The following is a 21,166-nucleotide window of genomic DNA, read 5'->3' as shown; positions in this document are numbered from 1 at the left end:
ATAACCAATGGCATTTTTAGACCATGTTTTACAACCCCCGGCTTATGGATGGAAAGACGCACAGGGCAATTTGAGTAAGCCTACCACCGGGCAGATTTTTAAAGAATTTTTTTCACGGCTCAATATCTTTGCAACAGGTAAAAACTGGCTGCCCTTTTTCAGCTGGCTTAAGGTACTATGTTTTATGCCTTTCTTTTTGTTGTTCCTGTTTAAGTTCATGAGCCTGTGGATGTTGCTTGCCGCATTTCTGTACAGTATGATTATTATGGGAACGCATGGTACCATATGGCACCACCGGTACTGCACACATGGGGCCTATAAGTTTCGCAACAATTTTTGGCGCTTTTTTACCCAGAATTTAACAGTAAACGTAATTCCCGAAGAAATTTATGTGATCTCGCATCACGTGCATCACGCTAAGTCGGATCAGCCCGGTGATCCTTATAATGCGCAAGCCGGCTTTTTATACTGCTTTTTGGCCGACGTAAACCACCAGCCTATAGCTAAGGATTTGAGTGAGGCTGATTACGGCCGGGTAAAATCATTAATGAAACACACCGGCATTAAAGCAAATACTTATGCACAATACCTGCGCTGGGGATCTTATGCAAACCCAGGCCGGTCTGTATTATCGTGGGTGTTGAGCTGGGGCTTTTGGTACTTGGCTTTTTACCTGATGGGCGGCCATGCACTGGCTTGTACCTTATTTGGCGCTGCCGGTTTTTGGGCTGTTGGCGTACGTACTTTTAATTACGAGGGCCATGCCAAAGGGAAAGAAAAACAACGCGAGGGCATTGATTTCAATAAAAAAGATAAATCGGTAAACCAGTTGTGGCCGGGTATAGTTGCTGGCGAATGGCATAATAACCATCACCTGTTTCCTAAAAGCGCACGTAGCGGATTTAAACCTTACCAGGTAGATATGGCTTGGTATTATATTAAGCTGATGAACAAGCTGGGTGCTATAACCCGGTATAAAGATTCGAAACAGCAGTTTTATGACCAGTATTATCGCCCTGAAGTTAAACTTGTTCCTGTTGTGGAGAGGTAAGTTTAAACAACACGTTGATATTAAAAGAGCAAAACGCCTTTCCTGAAAAGAAATGCGTTTTGCTCTTTTAAGGCGGGGGTACTGTTACTTCAAACATTTTTGCGTGATGGAATACTTGTTCCTTTCACATAGCGCAGTACACTTAATACTGTGTTTTTACTTAGATTTTGATACGTATCGATCATAAAAAGCACCTGTCCCCTTTGCATCAATTCTACCTACAATCACATTTACCGAGCTTTTACTTATATCCAAATCTGGCTGTAAATGTATATGCTCTCTGGCTCCAACCGGAAGCATTTCTATGCTGTCTTGATTTATATCAGCTATTTTCATTAAAAGTCTGGCAAAAGATTTTAGCCCTTCGGGGTCGCCGTGTATCAATACATCCTGCCACTTTTCTGTTTCACCATCACATTCGTCTTCCTTATTAGCAACGAAAATATCTAAATGTCCTATTAATTCTAATTTATATTCTTCCATTAGTTAGTAGTGTAATTACGTTTTTTTGTGGTTTACAGACCTACATTCTTGGGGTTATTCGCACTGTTAATATAGAAAGTATTTTAAATGAAAAGCTTTAGATGTTTAACTTTTGGTTGGTCTGAAGTGTAACTCCGGTAAGGCAATTTAAAACTCATCTGGTAACATTAATAAATTTCCATTTAGCCATTTGGATATTCTCTAAAATTCAGACACCGACACAGTCGTGTCACCACTTTGCTTATTCTTTGCTAATAGCTATAGCGCAGCCTTATCTCGGGATGATGCTCCACTAAGCGGCACTATACTTATAAATACACCGCTCTAATCCAGTAATACCTATTACTTAAATCTTTAATCATGAAAAACTAGCAATTACTGCTTAAAACAGTAGTAGTAATGCACTCACGTGCCACACCTTTCGTTTGGCAGTTTAACGAATTACGAACCCCAACCTGATGAAAAGATGCTAAAAGCCTTCCTTGTTTCGTTTGCGAATTACTTCTTCCGTTCTTGGAACCAAAGACTCTAAACCAAAGTTCACAGCGTTTGCCTGAACCTCTTCTATAAACGGACGAAAGGTGGTATTGTACTCCTGAAACGCTGCTTTATAATTTCCATTATGCTTTTGCATGGCATCGGCCAAGGCGGCGGCTCCGTCTATAGCCAGTGAGCCACCCATCCCTGCCGCTGGCGAAGCACAATAACCGGCATCGCCCACCAGCGCCACCCTGCCTTTGGTCCATGACGGCATTTTTATCTGGCAGAGCTTGTCAAAATAAAATGTTTTTGAACGCTTTAACTCTTCCAGTAACTCTGCCGTTCTCCAGCTTTCTCCTGTAAATTTTTCAAGGATGATATTGCGTTGCTGCTCCTCGTCACGGTAGTTGTAAGGAATTTCTTCTTCTGTCCGGAAGCAAAAAATTATATCGGTTTTATTGTTATAGGCATTAAGCATTACCGCCTTGTTGGGTACGTTGTACATTTGTGCGGTGTTTTGTCTGATCAGCAACTTGTTTACAATGGTGATTGAAAAGTATTGCTCTAAAAAATGAATGTATTTATCCTCGTGGCCAAACCAAATCTTTCTCACTGCCGAATGGATGCCATCACAGCCAAATACCAGCTCGAATGACTTTTGTGATCCGTTTTTAAAAGTTACCTGTATATCATTTTCAGTTTCGTTAAGCGCTGTTATACTTTCGCCAAAAATAAATTCGACGTCATCTTTTACAGTATCAAATAACATGTTCAATAATAAATTCCGCTCAATTTCTGATTCTTCGTCGGGATGTGGCTCGCCCTCTTGTTTCAGCACCATTGTGCCCTCTGTAATATCATCAGCGTTTTTAAACTCCCATAGCTCCAGGTTTAGCCTATTGGCTTTGATTTGTTCAAAGATGCCCATGCGCTTAACAATGCCTACCGTATTGTCACGGATGTTAACTGGTGTGCCGCCCATTTTAAGGCCATTAGCAATTTCAACAACGGTTACTTTATAACCTAATTTATTCATCCAGTAAGCGGTTGAAAGTCCGGCAAAACTTGCACCAGAAATGAGTATTCTTTTTTCTGTAAGTAAATCCATTTTTAAACGTTTTTTATTTCATGATGATGAAACGACTGAGAACAAATGTCTGGAATGCAGCATCGTATTGCTTGTACAAACACGACAAACGCATGGCTTAAGGATGATTAAAAAATCAATCTCTGAAAAGAAAAGTCGGGTTGGCGCATCTCAATCTCGTTCTTGCTGGATTCGAGTTGTGCTGCTGCTGCGTACACAAACATTTGTTGTTCATAATCGCTAATGGCCGCTTCAATGCTTCCGAACTTTTTGTTGGTAAGATTGTCGGATAAAATCATGGCATCCACCAGGCCGGTATTTACACCCTGGCCGGCAAAGGGCGGCATCAGGTGTGCGGCGTCGCCAATAAGTGTTATGGGCAAAGGGCGGTCACTCTTCCAGGGTTTATTTAAAGGGAGCTTTCTTGTAGGCAAGCCCCAAAAAGCAACAGTTGCCTGCATTAGTTGTTGATATCGATCATCCCAGGCAGAAAGCCTGCCGGAAAGAAACATACGGATGCTGTCTGCATGTCGAAAGTCTACGCTGTTTTCGATAGCCCATTCTTCAGGCTTTTTAAAAATTACACCGTAGGTGAGCACGCCGTTATTGTAAGGATTTGCAACCAGCAAATTTCCCTGATGTGCGGTCATCAATCTGTTACCGTTGCACAGTGCATAAAACTCAGGGCAATTTATTTCAGGTTGAGGCACATCTCCCTGTATAATTACTGTTCCGGTATCTTCAACCTCCGTGTCCGTTACGTAGCTTCTTACTTTTGACATTCCGCCATTTGCGCCAATCACAAAGTCTGCTTTTGCATCTGGTTGGTTTTCAAAGCTCAGCAGCCATTTTTCGTTGTGTTTTTTGAGGCCCGTTAGTTTGCTGTTCCAAATAACAGTATTGGGCGTTAAGCTGTTAAGCAGTAAAGTTCTTAATTCGTTTCTGTTTATTTCCGGGTTATCATATTGGTTTTCGGGAGTAGGCTTTTTAGTGAACAAAACCCGGCCTTGTTCATCAGCCATGGTTATTCCCATCGGCATGGCCATGGCATAATATTTCTCCAGCAGTCCGGCCTTTTTCAAAGCCTCCTGTCCGGAACTTTTGTGCAGATCGAGCGTGCCGCCCCAAATTCTTGCCTGCGAATCTTTATCTCTTTCAAAAACGGTAACTGTAGCGCCTTCCTGTTGCAGCAATCTGGCTATGGTAAGGCCAACTGGCCCGGCACCAATAATGGCAACTTTTTTATTAACAAGTAACATGGTTTTGCATGGTTTAATTATACCATGCAAAATTCAGGATTGCCGCGGTGTTAGACTTGTACAAACGCGACATAATTGCTTGCTATGGGGTGTTCGCCGTTTTTTGCTTTGCGTGCAAAAGCTGCCGGGGTGGTGCCACTATATCGCTTAAACTCCCGGCTCAGGTGGGCTTGGTCTGCATAGCCCAGTTGCTGCGCTAAGCTGGTGAGTTTGGTATCAGGATAACATAATAAGTGGTTGCGCACCTGTTCAAAGCGCATCAAACCCGATACATCTTTCACCGTATAGCCAGATGATTGCTTGAAGTTGCGCTCCAGTGTACGTACCGTAGCATGAGCTGCCGATGCTACCTGGCTTACGGGCATGGTGCCATTGGTTTTGCGCATGGCAGATCCGGCTTTAGATAGCATGCCATTGGTGCTGATACCTGCCCTTACATTTAAAAAATATTGTTTTACTTCAGTCAGCGCTTCATCAATTGCACCGGCATCGATCATTCCATTGAGCGTGGCCTGCAGTTGTGCAATGGGATGTTCAAAAATGCGCACACCTCCCTGGCTTGACGATAGCCCGAGCAATTCATTAACCGTCCAGGGAAAGCACTTGATGCCAATAACTTTCACAAGGTTTTGCGCGTGTAAAATAACAGGCTGGCCAAGCAGCCCCATCAAAAAAGGAGATGGCAAAGGCTGCAGGTCGCCATTAACGGATACGCTGCAAGTGCTACCGAAAAGGAATATAATTTCAGCATAGCCATCAGGTAAAATTTCAAAGTTTGATGGTTGCTTTCCGAAGTCAATGCTGGTGTACCAAAAACCTTGTATGGCATCCCGCAGTTCGTTAGGGCTTTCAATCTCCCGGTGTTGCATGTTGAAAGATAGTAATATCCATTAATATGAAGTGTATTACAAATCAAAGCGCTTCTGTTTTTTACGTTTTGGTGTTGATTGCAAGTGGCTTAGGGATACCTTGTTTAAAGCTCATCCGTCAGCATCAACAAATGGACTTACCTCATAGCCCCTCGCTGTATTCAAAAAGAACTTTAGCTACTGACATAGCTGTGTCACCACATTGTGTATTGTTTTTGCTAATATTTGTAGCATAGCTTTTCGGTCCCTGCTATCGAATTCGTGCTATCAAGTCGACTGCGCATTGTATAAGCCTAGTCTGCCCAAAAACTACCTTTTAACCAATTAACACTTCCTATCATGAAAAATCAGCAGTTGCGCTTCAAAGCAGCAGCAACACAATCGCGTGACCCGCCTCTTTCTTTGGCAATATCTGGTACAGCACCAGCTATACATTACGCTTATATCAAGCAATATTTAGCAAATCCATTTAAAGGCGAAAGCCTCTTGAAAAACTAAAAACCAAATTATAAAATCATGTCTGATTACATTATTAGTATTAACGGAACTACCGTTACTGCAACACCACGTGTTAGCACATCACCAACATTTACCGGCTCTGACGCTTATACCGTTATCCAATCTGCTATCAACACCCTGTCAACAGGTAACGGTGGTAGCATTGAAATTACTACCGGTACATACAGCCTGTCCAACGAACTTACTGTAACCGGCTGGAGCACTGATAGCCCGCCAAACGGATCACTCAAAATCAGCGGATCGGGAAAGAGTACACAACTGATTCAAACTACTGCCGGCAAACATGCCATTGTGGTTAAAAATAAAGCCAGCATTGCCTTTAATGATTTTCATATCTATACCGGTGCTGCGGCCAAATCGGGTATTTTCTTGTCTAATGCTGGTGCCAACGAGTGTTCGGTGTTTGGAGGCGTTTTGTATAATATTTCACTATTATCAAACTCCACTACCGACGCTGCGTTCCATGCCGTAAACTTTTTTGATTTACAGGTAGATCACCTGTATGCCTTAGGTAGCGACAACGACGGTATACTGCTCGAAAACAACAGCCCAACTACCTTTTACGGAAACAGCCATTTTGGTTTTGTAAGATGTGCAGGCAGTAACGCCGCGCCTTATGCCGCTATAAAACTTAGCAGTACTGCATACCCGTATACCTATATTAACCTCTTAACGTTTGATAACTTGGAGGCCATTACCGGGTATTATGGTGTTTACTTATTGGGCGCAAATGCCAACACATTTAACCATGTTGACATTGAATACCTGAAATACCCGATTTATGTTGATGGAACTGCCAATAACGAAAGTATTGGCAACCGGTTTAACGGCGGCTATGTTCTAGCCCAGGGCACAGGTGCTACAGGCGTTACCACGGCAGCAGCAACCGGCGGCAATACATTTAATTTGTTTATTGACGGCGATGCGGCGGTTGTGCCTATAAACGACCAGTCGATTTTCAGAGCGCCAAGCAGGTATGATGTTACCTTCGGTTTTCCGATTGTGCCGGCTAACATTGTAGCCCCTAATGCGCAAGCTATATTAACCTACCGTAAGGCCAGCGACGGTAACACCGTTACGCGTTATCCTACACCACTCGCCGGCGACAACAGCACACAAGTAGCTACTACAGCATTTGTTAACCGGGCCGATCTGGTGCAAAAGAAAACCCGACGGGCAATAGCCAACGCAGCCGGAACTTTGCAAGCTACAGATTACCTGGTTGCCTATACCTCTTTAACCGCTAGCAGAGCGTTTACTTTAGGTGCTGCATCAGCGTTCAGCGGTATGCACTTTGTGTTAAAGGATGAGTCGGGTTCGGCAGCTACTTACAATATTACTATTGTTGGAACCGTAAACGGCGCTTCAAACCCAGTAGCTATTAATTCTGCTTACGGCGTATACCGCTTTTACTCTAACGGTACCGCCTGGTTTACCGTTTAAACAACAATTTCATAAGCAGTCTTTTATCAGGCTCTGAACATAAAAGCCGCCCTTTGGGGCGGCTTTTTGTGTTAATTTAAATAGTGCCAGCTGTTTATTTAGCAATCCCTTTGTTTCGCTTGTGGTTTAAATACTTCCTTACTGGGATATCATAAGCTACCATTACCAGGTAGGCGGCCCCAACCAACACAATTAGCCCGGTTATAATGATGAAAGCCAGCTGTGTTGCGCCTGGTTTATGGCTGATGTAATAATTACCAAACATCCATAACACCGCATAATGTGTCATGTACAAGGGGTAAGAGATTTTTCCCAGAAACGAGCATAAGCTTTTTAAACCAGGTGCTAAACCGGCACCTGCTCCTAAAGCAATCAGTAAGGGAAAGTAGAACAGTACTATCAATGGTTCGGATACCCAGTTCAGTTTCGAGAATGGCATAATAAAAGGCAGGAACAATAATATGGCTATACCAATAAATCCCAAATTATTTTTAATCATCCAGCCGGAACGGTAGATAAGAAGCCCTGCTAAAAAAGAATAGGATATCCGGGCGCTACCGTCCCAGAAGGTCGGCCCGCTCCATCCACCCAATAAATTGCCCGAATGGTAAGACACGAAGCAAATAGCCGCCGCCGAAAGTATAGTTAACAGTAACAGGTAGCCGCGGCTAAGCCGATAAAGCACAAGTGCGTAAACCATATTGGCCACATACTCCCAGAATAATGACCATGACGGTGCATTGAAACTGAAAAGATTAAAGCCCCGGTCGGCTATTACAGGTAAAGGAATAAGCAGTACTGAGCAAACAAAGGTTAGGATGATTTTATCGGTGCTGTACAATTCAGGATGGCCGCCAAAAGGATCAAACAGAAATGCCAGCAAACCCAATACGGATCCTAAAACAACCAATGGATGCAGCCGGATAATCCTCGATTTAAAGAACTCGAGCATACCCATCTTGGCTATACGATCGTCATACGCGTACCCGATCACAAATCCCGAAAGGCAAAAGAAGAAATCCACCGCTAAAAAGCCATGTCCAATAAAATTGTTGGCAGGGTTAGTGTAAATCCATTCCATAAAATGAAACGTTACAACAGCCAAAGCGGCAATCCCCCTCAAGCCGTCGAGAACTTCAAAGTGCTGCTTGGTTTGCAAAATTGGCGAAGCGTTTGTATTAGTATCCATTTATTATAATCTCACCAGCCTGATTTATGCATCATAGTTGCAGGCTACCATTGCCGAAGTTATTCAAAATTAATGTTCCAGCCGAATATGAGCATTGGCGTTTGATGGGTATAATTAATATTTAACATCTGAGGCTTATAATGCTTTGATGACGAATTTACCGAATTTAATTTTCAGTATTGATGAGTACTGAGAACCTGGAGTAAAATATCACTTGTAAAATTTCTTGTAAATGTGTAAATTAAGGTAATGACATTGAAAGAGATTTTAGATCATTACAAAATGGAAAATGATCTGAATGCTGAAACTATAACAGCATTTCAAAATGATAATGTTTTACGTAAAGCGTTAATTGCATATTCGAGAGAAAACAGCAACAGGGAATTCGCCTTAGCTTTACTGGACAAGTTCATCGCTCTCAGAGAGCAACCTAATGGCGAAATATCCATTGAAGATTTAATGCTTGCCTGTTTAAATTTAGGGCTACAAAATCAAGTTAATGATTGCCTGAAGGTATGGGAAGCAAAAACGGTTGACTTCGATACCTTTTGTGGCTTGGATATTCAGCTATTGCCATTTGCAGGTGTGTCCGAAACTATTGAGTTTTTGAAGCAACACCACAGTGATGAGGCGAAAAAAGCGCTTGAGTATGTTATAGGGTGCCTTGAGGGTGGAGACTTTGACGATCAATCTTATTACTTTTCACCAAATTCTTCGCCTTGGTTTTTATGAATATTACTTTATAGGGGTACCAGCACAGTTTAACAGATTTGCCACAAACGGGCCAACATATTTTAGCACATCAAACAGAAAGCCAGATAATAGTTTATCAGGCGTACAAAGCAAGTATTGCAGCGTACTCACTTAAAAATCAATCACTGGGCGGCCCGGACTTTAGTTTCAACAGGATGTCATGGATTAAGCCTAACTTTTTGTGGATGATGTATCGTTGCGGATGGGCGGAAAAAGAGAATCAGGAACACATTTTAGCTATCTCTATTGAGAAAAAGGACTTTGAAAAGATTTTAAAACAAGCCGTTTATTCTTCATTCAATCCGAAATATTATGAAAGTTATGAGCAGTGGAAGAGTGAGCTGGCATTGAAAGATGTACGCCTGCAATGGGATCCGGATCACGACCCGTTTGGTAACAAGCTCGAACGTCGCGCCATTCAAATCGGATTAAAGGGTGAGGCATTAAACTATTTCATAGAACATATCAAATCCATTGAAGATATAACCAGTATAGTAAGGCAGCAGAAGTACACGCTTGATAATGCCGGAATAGAAAAATTGTTGGTTCCTGTTGAAACGATATTCAGAACATCAGACGAGGAATTAAACAACCGTATCGGTATATAATATATAAAAATAGCCGAATGAATCCATTCGGCTATTTTGTTGAGTGTAGCGGGGAGCAGGATCGAACTGCCGACCTTAGGGTTATGAATCCTACGCTCTAACCATCTGAGCTACCCCGCCGTGCCTTTCCGTAAAAAGGTTTGCAAATATAGTATTTATTACTTTCCTTTAGAAAAAATGTTAAAAAAATACTGCCTAGCGGTCTAACCATCTGTAAACCTTATATGTCCGAAAAGAAAAAATTCCACCTGGAATATGAAATCAGGTCCTCCCCACGTATTCTGTATAGCTTCATAAGCGAGTCTAACGGGTTGTCACAGTGGTTTGCCGATAAAGTAAGCCTGCGCGATCAGATTTATTCCTTTACCTGGGATGATGAAGTGCAAAAAGCAAAGCTGCTTTTGATGAAGGAAAACAAGCTGGTACGTTTTAAATGGCTGGACGATGACCCGCAATGCTATTTTGAGTTGGAGATTGTGCAGGATGAACTAACTAATGACGTAGCCCTAAGCATTACCGATTTTGCTACCGAAGATCAGATAACCGAGCGCAAGCAGATATGGGATAACCAGATTGATTACCTGATTGGCGTGCTGGGCGCTTAAACTCTTGCTTTAATATTACGTAACGGTTTGTAAATCTGATACTAAAGCGGGCTGTGGTTGCGTTATGCCTGCATAACTGTGCCATATAGGCAACAGTAGCCTTTACCTAAGGTAATTTCGTTAATTTTGCTTCGTGAAAAAGATACACCTGTTAATACTTAAATCTTTCATCAGGCCGTTCATCGTTACATTCTTCATCGTAATGTTTGTGCTGCTGATGCTGTTCCTGTTCAAGTATATTGATGATTTGATAGGGAAGGGGTTTGAGTGGTATATCATACTCGAGCTGATGCTTTATGCATCGGCCACCAACGTGTCTATGGCTTTGCCGTTATCGGTGTTGCTATCGTCTATCATGACCTACGGTAATCTGGGCGAAAACTATGAGCTGGTTGCCATCAAATCATCCGGTATATCCTTAACCCGGGCCATGTATCCTATGGTTATTGTGGTTACCCTGTTAAGTATCAGTGCATTTATATTTTCTGATTACATGCTGCCTGTAGTAAATTATAAATACTACTCGCTGCTGTATGATGTAAGGCAGCAAAAAACCTCGTTTCTTATTTCTGAAGGGATTTTTAATAACAGTTTCCCTGAGTATTCTATACGTGTAAAGCGAAAGGACCCGGATGGGCAAACATTGCACGGGTTAATGATTTACCATAAAAACCCTAAAAATAACACGAACGACGTCATTTTTGCGCAAAGAGGTGTAATGTACCGTACACCTAATGATATGTACTTGGTTATAAAGCTGCAAAAAGGTGTACGTTATGAGGAAGCGCCCGGCGAGCCAGCCTACAATACCCGCCAGCGCTTAACGCGTTCCCGTTTTGATTCAACTGAGCAGAAATTTGACCTGTCGGGCTTCAAAATGAAACGGACTGGCGAGAACGAATGGCGCTCAAGCATACAGATGATGAACCTGAAATTGCTTACTTATTATCAGGATTCGAGTATCAAAGCGCTTAACAATAGAGTAAAGGCTAACTATCCAACATTGTCAGCACAACTTAAATATTTTACCTTGCCGGTTAAGCGGCCAAAGGACGTAAAGCTGATTGCACCGCCTAAAGGCGATATCCAGGCTGGTTTAAAGCCAACCGAAAAGCTGCTGGCCTACCAGAATGCCCAGCACGAAGCCGAGAACATGAAAGGTATGTTACGCGGAATTGCCGAAGATTATAAAGCATCTTCTAAAGATATCCGTCGTTTTTCTATCGAATATCAGAAAAAGTTTACGCTGTCGGCAGCGTGTTTAGCGCTATTTTTGATTGGCGCGCCTTTGGGCGCTATTATTCGTAAAGGCGGTTTGGGATTACCGGTGGTAGTGGCTGTAATTTTCTTCCTGATCTATTATATCATTGGTACCATTGGCGAAAAGTCGGTTAAGGAAGGTGGTTTATCACCGTTGGTTGGTATGTGGATATCTATTGCTGTGCTTACGCCAATTGGCCTGTTCTTATCCTACAAGGCAGCAACCGATTCGGCGCTGTTCGATGCCGAACCTTACAAGCGCTTTTTTCAGAAATTGGCCAAGTTTCGTAAATCGGGTACAAAGCAGGCATAAGCTTGCTGTTGTACCTATCATTTTACACATGGCAGACTTGTTTAAGCACTTCTTCATGTACCTTTGTATAGCTTTCAGCAGGGTGTTAGTATATTTTTACCTGCCGAACTTTATCGTATTGTAACTATGTTGAATACCATACCCGAAGCCGTTGAGGCTATTAAAGCTGGTCAGATGATTATTGTTGTAGATGACGATGACCGCGAAAACGAAGGCGATTTTTTAATTGCCTCACGTTATGCCACTCCCGAGGCGATTAACTTTATGGCCCGTTACGGCCGCGGACTAATCTGTGCGCCTATAACCCGACAGCGTGCCCGCGAACTTGAACTGGAGCCGATGGTAAATCACAATACAGCAACACTCGAGACCAACTTTACCGTTTCGGTTGATTTGCTGGGGCATGGTTGTACTACAGGTATATCAGCATCAGATCGTTCTAAAACTACGCTGGCCTTAATTAATCCGGCAACCAAACCAGCAGAGTTGGGCCGGCCAGGGCACGTATTTCCATTAATAGCTAAAGACGGCGGCGTACTGCGCCGTGCAGGGCATACTGAAGCTGCCATTGACCTGCCTGTAATGGCCGGTTTAGAGCCAGCCGGCGTAATATGCGAAGTAATGCGCGAGGATGGCGAAATGGCCCGCTTGCCCGAATTACTTGAAATTGCCCGCGAGCATAACCTGAAAATCATATCTATAAAAGACCTTATAGCATACCGTTTAAATACCGAAACGCTGATTGATCGCGAGGTGGCTGTAAAAATGCCTACCGAATGGGGCGACTTTGAAATGGTTGCCTATACACAAAAAAGTACCGGCGAACATCACCTGGCTTTGATAAAAGGTACCTGGGAGCCTGATGAGCCCATTTTGGTACGTGTGCATAGTTCGTGTGTTACCGGCGATATCTTTGGCTCGTGCCGGTGCGATTGTGGCCCGCAATTGCATAAGGCCATGCAAATGGTAAGCGAAGAGGGTAAAGGGGTAATTATTTACATGAACCAGGAAGGCCGGGGCATTGGCTTGATCAACAAACTTAAAGCATACCAGTTACAGGAAAGCGGCATGGATACCGTTGAAGCTAATTTGAGCTTGGGTTTTAAGATGGATTTGCGCGATTATGGTATCGGTGCACAAATTATACGCGATTTAGGTATTTCTAAAATGCGTTTAATGAGCAATAACCCTAAAAAGCGTACAGGTCTTGTTGGTTACGGTTTGGAGGTAACCGAAACGGTGCCTATTGAAATTGCGCCGAATCCGCACAATGAGCATTACCTGCGTACTAAAAGAGATAAAATGGATCATGCCATTTTAAAGAATCACTAATAAAAAAGAAAAGCCCTTTAGCAACTGCTAAAGGGCTTTTCTTTTTTATGTTTTATTCATCTTCGTTATCATCCCGGTCATCGGTTGCAGGCGGGCCGCTAATTTCGGTATTGGCAGGCTGACTCGTGGTGTTTCGTTGCCGGCCTTTTCTGAACAGGTTACGCCAAAACTCCCTGAAGCTGTCAAAATCGCGCTGGTAAATTAAACCTATACCGTTTACGTACGTAGGGTTAAGCGTAGAGCTGGTTGTAGTAAGCGTGTTAGTGCTCAATGCCCGGTAAGAGTAGCGTCCTCTCAGCTGCCCATCCGGCCTGATAAGGTACTCGGCACTGAAATCTCTCGTAAGGTTATTGAAGCTGGAGTTGAACAGGTTCCCCGAGCCAATATTGAACAAATCGCTGCTGTTACGGGCACTGTACAAGCTTCCATTTACCACAAAGCGGTCATTAAACAAGTGCAATGATGCGCTGGCATCATACTCTGAACGGATGTTAATATCCAAACCTTTTAAGTTGGATTGGGCAATGTAGCTGTTCAGCTTGTTGAAGAAAAATTCGCTGGCCGCATTCTTGGCTGTACCTACTACCTGCTGGTTAATGTTGGTACCGTTACCGGTAGCAAACTGGCGGCGCACAATCAAGCTAATGGCTTGCTGGTTACGGTTATTCACATCGGCCAGGTAAGCGCTCACATCATCTTTGATTGATGGGTTAACCGGGAAGTTAAAATCGAAATCAATAAGCGGCTGCAATAGTGTGCGGGTAATATTCAATTGGGCCTGTACCAGTTCCTGGCGCGAAAAATTACCTTCCTGCCCGGCAGCTCGGTATAAATCTGCCACATTAGCGCGTAGCTCGTAAGTGGCTTTCAGGTTAATCTCGGCGTTGGATGGGTTGCCTGTCCAGCGTATGGTACCGCCCTGGTTAATCTGGAAGTTTTTGCTGATGAAGTTTTGTGCGGTAAGCTCAAATTTACCTGAGGTAATCAAAAAGTCACCGTACATATCAAAATCACCCAAGCTATTAATTTTCAAGCTCAGGTTTTTGGCCTGTCCGCGTCCTTCCAGTAAGCCCAGGTCGGTAGTAATGCGAACCATGGTTTTCTCATCAGCCGATAAATCAAAGTTGAGTGTAACACCTTTAAAGGCACTTTCATTTTTGAAAATCTTGGTTGAATCACGGTGGTTTACAAAGCGTATAAATTCGTACTTGCTTGCAGTAGCAGCTGTGTTAAGCGGAATATTAAACACCGTGCCATCTTCCGTATTGGCTTTAATATCGATGTTCATGTTATCAATAGGGCCGGTAAAGCTAATTTGACCTGATGCGAACGCTGTACCATAATACAGGTGGTTGTCCTTGTATTTGGTGTTTAGTGCCATCAGGTGTTTGGCCTGTACTTTAATGTCCAGTTGCGGGTTGGCAATATCTTTCAGATCGACTGTACCGTTCACAATGCCCTGACCACCGTTCGGGTCTTTTAAAGCCATGTTGGTAATTTTGATCAGGCCATTTTCTACAGTAAGGCGGTCATTCAGCGTATAAGGCACTTTCAGGTAATCAACCGTAATGCCGGTATTGGCTAAGGTAATGTTGCCATTGAGTTGAGGATTGGACGGCGAGCCGGTAAGTTTAACATCGCTGGATATTGTTCCTTTAACGTCAGAAACCAAGCCCTTAACAAATGGCTCGAATATAATCGCCTCGGTTTGGTCCATCCGGATATTGAAATCCAAGTTGTCATTTTCTCTGTCCAGATAATAAGCACCGGCAATATTCATGGTTTCCAAGCCACGGTTAAGTATATTGAGTTTCACATCGGCCTGCTTGCGTTTGTTATCCAAACTCGATTCTATTTTTACATCGCCTACCAGTGTTTGGTTCATCAACAGCGAGTCGATCCTTAAATTGGCATCAATACCCGGTGCTTTGGTTACAGCGCTTAGATTAATAGCCCCGTTTAAATGCCCTTGTAAGTGTACGCCCGCAGCTTTGGTAAGCTGGTTGAAGGTAGCCATACTGAATTTTTCGAACTCCAGTTTAAGCTTGTCTTCTGGGTTGGCAGATACAAAGCCGTCAATACGTACATGTTGTTCGCCATTTGATAGTTCAAAGCCGGATATCTGTGTTTTGCCATCCAGCAAGCGGATGCGTACTTGTTCCTGCAATCGCCAAGATTCACTTTCCAAAACTACCTCCGATGGCAGCAGCTTTAACTTGGCGGTTGTATCCCGGCCAAATTCAACCAGCCCGTACAAGTCTAACTGGTTACGTGCATTTTTATCGGATAGCTTAACGTTGAAGTTCAGACTGTCGTTTTTCAGGAAGTTGGATACGTTGATGTCTTTAATGTATAAGCTATCCGTTAAATCTACCCGGCTTAGGGATAGGTTGACGTTAAGTACACTATCGGCAGTGCTTTCATCCACAATAAAATCATGAAAAACCATTTTGCCAACTCTGATGGTTTTGATACCGCCATTCAGCGTCGCTGTTCTATCTGCCGAATTGAAACGGCCAACAAAGCTACCCTGATCAGGTAGTTTTACATTAGGGGCAAACATGGCCAGCACAGGGTCCATGTTTTTAAGTCGCAGGTTAAACTCAAAGTTCTCGGGCTTAGGTCTTACTATCTGTGTTTTAAGTGACGGAATATATTTCTTGGCAATCGTTTTAAAGTAAGAGGGGAGCGTTGCCAGGTCAAAAGTTCCTTTGATACTGCCATCAGCCAAGTCCGATTTTAGGTTGATAAGCCGGTTGTTGCCCGAACCACTCGCACTTAAACTTACCGAATCCAGTACATAGTTTTGCGATGGCGTGGTTATCCGCGTAGGGGACAAGGTTACATGTCCCTGCATGTTATCCAAAGCGTCGCCCGAAAAGCTGGTGTTTATTATAGTGGTTAACGTAATGGTATCTTTAAGCAGGCGCAACCGGTTTATGTGTGCATCGGTAATGCTGCCGTTAAAGGTATACTGTGGTAATCGCGGCTTTAAATTTATATTACCGGCCAAATTAAGCTTTAGGTTTCTGTCATTGATAGTAACCCTGCCATTGGCAACCTGGTTCTGGAAACTGCCGTTTGCAGTAAGGTTATGGTAAGTGTAGCCTTTGAAAGCAATATAGCTTATCTGCGCCTGTATATCGGCATTCAGGTTTTTAAGCTCATCGCCACGGCCTTTTACATTGGCTTTAAAGGTGGTACGGCCTAAGGTATTATCACCCATCAGGCTGGCTAAATCAAAGTTGGTTGCAGTAACCATACCACTATAAGCAGGCACGTTTTTGGCATCAAACTTTAAATTCAGGTCCGGATCCAGGCGGCCCAGCTTGGTTTTGAAGGTACCGGTAGTGGTAAAACTATTCTGGTAGCCAGTTAATTTTCCGGTAAAGTTGATGTTGCCAAATTTGTTCAGGAAAGCGGGTAAAATCATCTTACTGCCTACAAGCTTGCTTAATATATTATCAAGATCTTTCTTGTTGCTGGCCAGCTGTTCAAAACTTAAATCCAGATAAGTCTTTTCCCAATCAGGCAGGCCTTTCAGGTTAAAATCGCCTTTAAGATAGGTGGCCTGGCCGGTAGTAACCATCAGGTTGCGAGCTTTAATATTATTAACCAAGCCCCTTGCGCGGCCATTCAATCCAAATTCAAACGATGATTTATCCAGCGAACTGGTAAAGTAAGCCACATCTTTTGATGACAGGTGCGAGGTTTTAATATCGGCATCCATTCGCACACGGTTTTCAAAGTCACTGAAATCATCAAATGATTTAAACCGCATCCTGAAATAGTCTTTAACCAGCGAGTGCGGTGTTTGCAGCAGCAGGTTTTGTAGCAATATCTGCGTGGTATCAATAGTAGCGTTAACGGTCAGGTTGCGCACGTCAAACCCGCTTTTCTCATGCAGGGTAAGGTTTTGTAAGTGGCCTTTAAACAGGTGGTTCTTTAAATCTACCTGAGTTAATCCCAGGCTTAAGCGGGTTACATCAATATCGTCAAAGTTTACCTGACGGGGCGTAGCCAAGCGGCTGAGGTTGTTTTTATACCTGAAATGAAAGTTATTTAGCGCAACTTTACCGAAGTTGATCGTCCATGGCTTACTGACTTTCTTTGCCGTATCCGGCTTGCCGCTAAAGTAATCGATAATAAATTGCAGGTTGGTGGTACTGTCTTTTAACTTTTTCAGGTAAAAAGAACCGTTGTCCAACTGAATGAGGTTGAAATTAAGTTCACGTTTTTTAATGCTGTTAAAAGGTGAGAACCTGTTCAATTCAACAGTTAAACGAGGTGTATGCAGTAAAGTATCTTTTTGTTTGTCCAGCACATATAGATCTTCCAGCACTACTGACGAAAAAGGTTTTATGTACAGGCTTTTTATATCAACTTTAGTATGCAGTTCGTTAGATAAATAACCGGTGGCTTTTTTAGCCGCCCAGGTTTGCACCGGCTTAAACTGGAAAAGTAATAGCACAATACTCATCATCAGAAAAATGATGAGTACGAGGATAAGCGCTATTTTGAGTATTTTTTTAATAATTTTGCCTTTTAAAAGTTAATCAAAGTGCCTGTAATATTAGGAATTGAATCTTCTTGTGATGAAACCTCGGCAGCTATATGCGCCGATGGGGTAATGTTGAGCAACGTTATTGCCAACCAAACCATACATGAAGCCTACGGCGGCGTAGTGCCCGAACTGGCTTCCAGGGTACATCAACAAAATATCATTCCTGCGGTGCAGCAAGCAATATCTAACGCAAAAATAAACAAAAATGATATTGATGCTGTAGCTTTTACGCGCGGACCGGGTCTTTTAGGTTCCCTGCTGGTCGGCGTGTCGTTTGCTAAAGCTTTTGCACTGGCTAATTGTTTGCCGCTTATTGATATTAACCATATGCAGGCACATGTATTGGCGCATTTTATTGGTGATCACAAACCGTCTTTCCCATTTTTATGCCTTACCGTTTCGGGCGGGCATACACAAATTGTGTTGGTGAAGGATTACTTTGATATGGAAGTAATTGGCCATACGCAAGATGATGCTGCAGGCGAAGCCATGGATAAAACCAGTAAGATACTGGGCTTACCTTATCCGGGCGGTCCGCTTATTGATAAATACGCCCGCCAGGGTAACCCCGATGCTTACCAGTTTCCGGAGCCGCAAATACCGGGATACAACTTTAGCTTTAGCGGCTTAAAAACATCAATACTATACTTTATTCAAAATAATGTTGCCAAGAACCCTGATTTTATTCAGGAAAATATGGCCGACATCTGCGCATCTGTAGAAAAAAGGATTGTAACCATATTGCTGAATAAGTTAACTAAAGCTGCAAAGGAGTACGGTATTAAAGATATTGCTTTGGCCGGTGGTGTATCGGCCAATACTGGCTTACGCCAAGGCTTGCAACAACTGGGCGAGAAGCACGGCTGGAACTGCTTTATCCCTAAAATGGAATACTGTACTGATAATGCAGCCATGATTGCCATTGCCGGCTATTACAAGTTTTTGAAAGGCGATTTTACCAACCAGCATGTTGCGCCGTTAGCACGCATGCCTTTTTAACCCCCTTTATACATTGATATGAGTTTACCATCCCTGATTTTTTGGCTGATTTTTGTTTTACCGCTTGTGGCAGCACTGGTTTGGGTAATGCGGCAAGATAAACGTAAAGGCATTACCGGCCTGATTGTATTGGTGCTGATTGTAGTTCTCGGTATAATTTACATGTATTGGGGTACCAAGGGTAAGTAAGCATTACATAAAAAAAGAGCCGCATATGTAAATATGCGGCTCTTTTTTTATGTAAGTTAGCTATTAATAAAACTTAGGCAGCGGATTTAATTTCGGGTTTTGACGCTGGTGCCAATAAGGATAAATTGGATCGGCATCGCTGGCTGCATCCAGCTTTTTAACCTGTTCGGTGGTTAAGTTCCAGCCCACGGCTGCCAGGTTTTGCTTTAGTTGTTCTTCATTGCGGGCGCCTATTACCAGGTTTACTACGGTTGGGCGTTGCAGTAACCAGTTAAGGGCTACCTGTGCTACGCTTTTGCCGGTTTCTTCGGCAACTTCGTCCAGGGCATCCATAATGGTATACAATCTTTCAAAGTTGGTAGCCGGGCCATGTGAGCCGCCCTGCGCCATACGGTTGTCCTGCGGCATAGGCTGGTCGCGGCGGAATTTACCACTTAAGCGGCCTGACGACAGCGGGCTCCAAACAATAGTACTTACTTTTTGATCGATACCCAGCGGCATCAGCTCCCATTCAAACTCCCGGTCGAGCAGTGAGTAATACGCTTGGTGCGCCACATACTTGGCCCATCCGTATCTTTCGGATGCGGAAAGCGATTTCATTAAATGCCAGCCCGAAAAGTTGGAGCAGGCGATGTAGCGGATTTTACCGGCAGTAATTAGATCATCCAATGCGCGCAAGGTCTCTTCAACAGGTGTGTTACCGTCAAAACCGTGCATGTGGTAAATATCAATATGATCGGTTTGCAGGCGGCGCAAACTATCCTCGCAGGCTTGTATCAGGTGCGAGCGCGATGAACCAAAGTCGTTTGCACCATCACCCATCGGGAAAGTGGCTTTGGTAGATATGATTACCTGGTTGCGCATGCCTTCCAGTGCTTTGCCTAAAATCTCTTCGGAGGTACCTTGCGAGTATACATTCGCCGTGTCGAAAAAGTTAACGCCTTCATCCAGGCAAAGGTTAACTAAGCGTTTAGCTTCATCCAACTGGGTATTACCCCAGGCTTTAAAAAACTCATTACCACCGCCAAAGGTTGCGGTTCCGAAACTGAGCACCGGTACAAATAAACCAGATGCGCCTAACTGTCTGTGTTCCATGTTTTAAATTTATAATGTAAAATACAGAATGCTTTAAATGAGAAGTTGTCATTTCGAACGATAGTGAGAAACCTTGTACGCTATGTCTTTCGCTCATAAAAGATCTCTCACTATCGTTCGAGATGACAACTAGATAAATTTTTATAAAGTCCTACCTACATAAGGGAAAAGAGGAGCTATTGCTCCTCTTTCGGGAAATCGGCACCAATGCTGGTTTCGGCCCAGGTATCGAAATCCGTTTTCAGTAATTCTACCTTGTTGCGTGCGCCTTTCAGGGCTGCTTCACCTAACAGCAAGCGTAAAGGTGGATTTTCGGTTTCCGTTACTTTGATCATAGCTTTGGCTGCACGTACCGGGTCGCCGGGCTGTTTGCCGCTGTAACCGCGGATGTTGCCCTTATTCTGGCCGGCTGTATCTTTGTAATCCTCGATCTCGATTTTGCTGTTATTGGCTGATCGGCCTGCCCAATCGGTACGGAAGCCACTTGGCGCAATTACCGTTACTTTAATGCCCAATGGCGCAACTTCCTTCGATAGGGATTCGGAAAGACCATCAACCGCAAACTTGGTAGCGTTATAAAAGCCAACAGCCGGGAAGCCAACCAAGCCGCCAATAGAGGCAACATTAAGGATATGACCGCTGCGTTGTGCCCGCATAACAGGCAATACCGCTTTAGTTACATTAGCTAAGCCAAAAAAGTTGATTTCGAACATACGGCGTACCTCATCTTCCTCACTCTCTTCAATAGCGCCAAAGTAGCCAATGCCTGCATTGTTAACCAATACATCAATGCGGCCAAACTTATCTTCTATTTGCTTTACAGCAGCTTCAATTTCATTGCTTTTTGTTACATCAAGCTTTATGGCAATTGCCGTTTCGGGGTAGGCATCAACTATATCCTGAATGTCTTCCGTCTTGCGGGATGTAACTGCTGCCTGGTAACCGGCTGCCAAAACTTCCTTTGCCAGTTCGCGACCGAACCCGGTGGAGCAACCGGTAATAAACCATACTTTACTCATGTGTGTTTCTATTTTAATTAGATGTATGTTTCAAAACAACAATACCAGT

18 protein-coding genes and 1 tRNA gene are annotated in these 21,166 nt (G+C 43.4%); 10 read left to right on the top strand and 9 right to left on the bottom strand.

What is annotated here, in order from left to right; translation table 11 throughout:
• Positions 1-7 precede the first annotated feature (7 nt).
• The gene (locus KHS38_RS07580) at positions 8-1,051 is read left to right on the top strand and encodes a fatty acid desaturase (protein WP_213487886.1); all 1,044 of its coding nucleotides are present in this window, start codon (positions 8-10) and stop codon (positions 1,049-1,051) included.
• Between the two features lie 156 nt (positions 1,052-1,207).
• Here the strand turns inward: KHS38_RS07580 and KHS38_RS07575 are convergent, their stop codons facing one another.
• From KHS38_RS07575 to KHS38_RS07560, 4 genes are all read right to left on the bottom strand, one after another.
• Positions 1,208-1,534 carry an Imm32 family immunity protein gene (locus tag KHS38_RS07575; RefSeq protein WP_213487885.1) on the bottom strand — a complete coding sequence of 109 codons (327 nt, stop codon included), beginning with the start codon at positions 1,532-1,534 and terminating at the stop codon, positions 1,208-1,210.
• Positions 1,535-2,003: 469 nt separating this feature from the next.
• Complete coding sequence (locus KHS38_RS07570; protein WP_213487884.1) at positions 2,004-3,122, bottom strand: FAD-dependent monooxygenase; 1,119 nt, start codon at positions 3,120-3,122, stop codon at positions 2,004-2,006.
• 107 nt (positions 3,123-3,229) lie between these two features.
• The gene (locus KHS38_RS07565; RefSeq protein ID WP_213487883.1) at positions 3,230-4,360 is read right to left on the bottom strand and encodes an FAD-dependent oxidoreductase; all 1,131 of its coding nucleotides are present in this window, start codon (positions 4,358-4,360) and stop codon (positions 3,230-3,232) included.
• 50 nt (positions 4,361-4,410) lie between these two features.
• Entirely contained in the window at positions 4,411-5,229 is an 819-nt protein-coding gene (locus tag KHS38_RS07560; protein WP_213487882.1) for a helix-turn-helix domain-containing protein, read from the bottom strand.
• A 339-nt stretch (positions 5,230-5,568) separates the two neighbouring features.
• Here KHS38_RS07560 and KHS38_RS07555 point away from each other — a divergent pair, with 339 nt between their 5' ends.
• Entirely contained in the window at positions 5,569-5,727 is a 159-nt protein-coding gene (locus tag KHS38_RS07555; RefSeq protein WP_213487881.1) for a hypothetical protein, read from the top strand.
• An 18-nt stretch (positions 5,728-5,745) separates the two neighbouring features.
• Positions 5,746-7,191, top strand: a complete 1,446-nt coding sequence (locus KHS38_RS07550) for a hypothetical protein (protein ID WP_213487880.1) — start codon at positions 5,746-5,748, stop codon at positions 7,189-7,191.
• Positions 7,192-7,285: 94 nt separating this feature from the next.
• Here KHS38_RS07550 and KHS38_RS07545 read toward each other — a convergent pair whose 3' ends face one another.
• Complete coding sequence (locus KHS38_RS07545) at positions 7,286-8,380, bottom strand: acyltransferase family protein (protein WP_213487879.1); 1,095 nt, start codon at positions 8,378-8,380, stop codon at positions 7,286-7,288.
• A gap of 249 nt (positions 8,381-8,629) precedes the next feature.
• Here KHS38_RS07545 and KHS38_RS07540 point away from each other — a divergent pair, with 249 nt between their 5' ends.
• The gene (locus KHS38_RS07540; RefSeq protein ID WP_213487878.1) at positions 8,630-9,112 is read left to right on the top strand and encodes a hypothetical protein; all 483 of its coding nucleotides are present in this window, start codon (positions 8,630-8,632) and stop codon (positions 9,110-9,112) included.
• Between the two features lie 38 nt (positions 9,113-9,150).
• The gene (locus KHS38_RS07535; protein WP_213487877.1) at positions 9,151-9,741 is read left to right on the top strand and encodes a DUF4291 domain-containing protein; all 591 of its coding nucleotides are present in this window, start codon (positions 9,151-9,153) and stop codon (positions 9,739-9,741) included.
• Positions 9,742-9,787: 46 nt separating this feature from the next.
• On the opposite strand, the gene KHS38_RS07530 is transcribed toward KHS38_RS07535, so the two are convergent.
• Positions 9,788-9,861 (bottom strand) — tRNA-Met (locus KHS38_RS07530).
• Between the two features lie 104 nt (positions 9,862-9,965).
• Here KHS38_RS07530 and KHS38_RS07525 point away from each other — a divergent pair.
• The 3 genes from KHS38_RS07525 (at position 9,966) to KHS38_RS07515 (ending at position 13,251) form a co-directional block, all read left to right on the top strand.
• Entirely contained in the window at positions 9,966-10,346 is a 381-nt protein-coding gene (locus tag KHS38_RS07525) for an START-like domain-containing protein (protein ID WP_213487876.1), read from the top strand.
• Between the two features lie 133 nt (positions 10,347-10,479).
• The gene (locus KHS38_RS07520) at positions 10,480-11,919 is read left to right on the top strand and encodes an LptF/LptG family permease (RefSeq protein WP_213487875.1); all 1,440 of its coding nucleotides are present in this window, start codon (positions 10,480-10,482) and stop codon (positions 11,917-11,919) included.
• 126 nt (positions 11,920-12,045) lie between these two features.
• Complete coding sequence (locus KHS38_RS07515) at positions 12,046-13,251, top strand: bifunctional 3,4-dihydroxy-2-butanone-4-phosphate synthase/GTP cyclohydrolase II (RefSeq protein ID WP_213487874.1); 1,206 nt, start codon at positions 12,046-12,048, stop codon at positions 13,249-13,251.
• A gap of 52 nt (positions 13,252-13,303) precedes the next feature.
• On the opposite strand, the gene KHS38_RS07510 is transcribed toward KHS38_RS07515, so the two are convergent.
• Positions 13,304-17,734 (bottom strand): translocation/assembly module TamB domain-containing protein, encoded by a 4,431-nt coding sequence (locus tag KHS38_RS07510; protein WP_213487873.1) that lies wholly within the window; start codon positions 17,732-17,734, stop codon positions 13,304-13,306.
• Between the two features lie 78 nt (positions 17,735-17,812).
• Between KHS38_RS07510 and tsaD the strand changes: the two genes are divergently transcribed.
• Positions 17,813-18,814: a tRNA (adenosine(37)-N6)-threonylcarbamoyltransferase complex transferase subunit TsaD gene (gene tsaD, locus KHS38_RS07505; protein ID WP_213487872.1), complete on the top strand. Its 1,002-nt coding sequence runs from the start codon at positions 17,813-17,815 to the stop codon at positions 18,812-18,814.
• An 18-nt stretch (positions 18,815-18,832) separates the two neighbouring features.
• The gene (locus KHS38_RS07500; protein WP_213487871.1) at positions 18,833-19,003 is read left to right on the top strand and encodes a hypothetical protein; all 171 of its coding nucleotides are present in this window, start codon (positions 18,833-18,835) and stop codon (positions 19,001-19,003) included.
• Between the two features lie 63 nt (positions 19,004-19,066).
• Here the strand turns inward: KHS38_RS07500 and KHS38_RS07495 are convergent, their stop codons facing one another.
• Together KHS38_RS07495 and KHS38_RS07490 are read right to left on the bottom strand one after the other, a co-directional pair.
• Complete coding sequence (locus KHS38_RS07495) at positions 19,067-20,098, bottom strand: aldo/keto reductase (RefSeq protein ID WP_213487870.1); 1,032 nt, start codon at positions 20,096-20,098, stop codon at positions 19,067-19,069.
• Between the two features lie 176 nt (positions 20,099-20,274).
• Positions 20,275-21,117 (bottom strand): oxidoreductase, encoded by an 843-nt coding sequence (locus KHS38_RS07490; protein ID WP_213487869.1) that lies wholly within the window; start codon positions 21,115-21,117, stop codon positions 20,275-20,277.
• Positions 21,118-21,166 lie beyond the last annotated feature (49 nt).

This window comes from Mucilaginibacter sp. Bleaf8, assembly GCF_018390515.1.
Classification (GTDB): Bacteria; Bacteroidota; Bacteroidia; order Sphingobacteriales; family Sphingobacteriaceae; genus Mucilaginibacter.
Note: the sequence above shows the minus strand (reverse complement) of the source record. Positions and strands in the feature narration are given on the sequence as shown.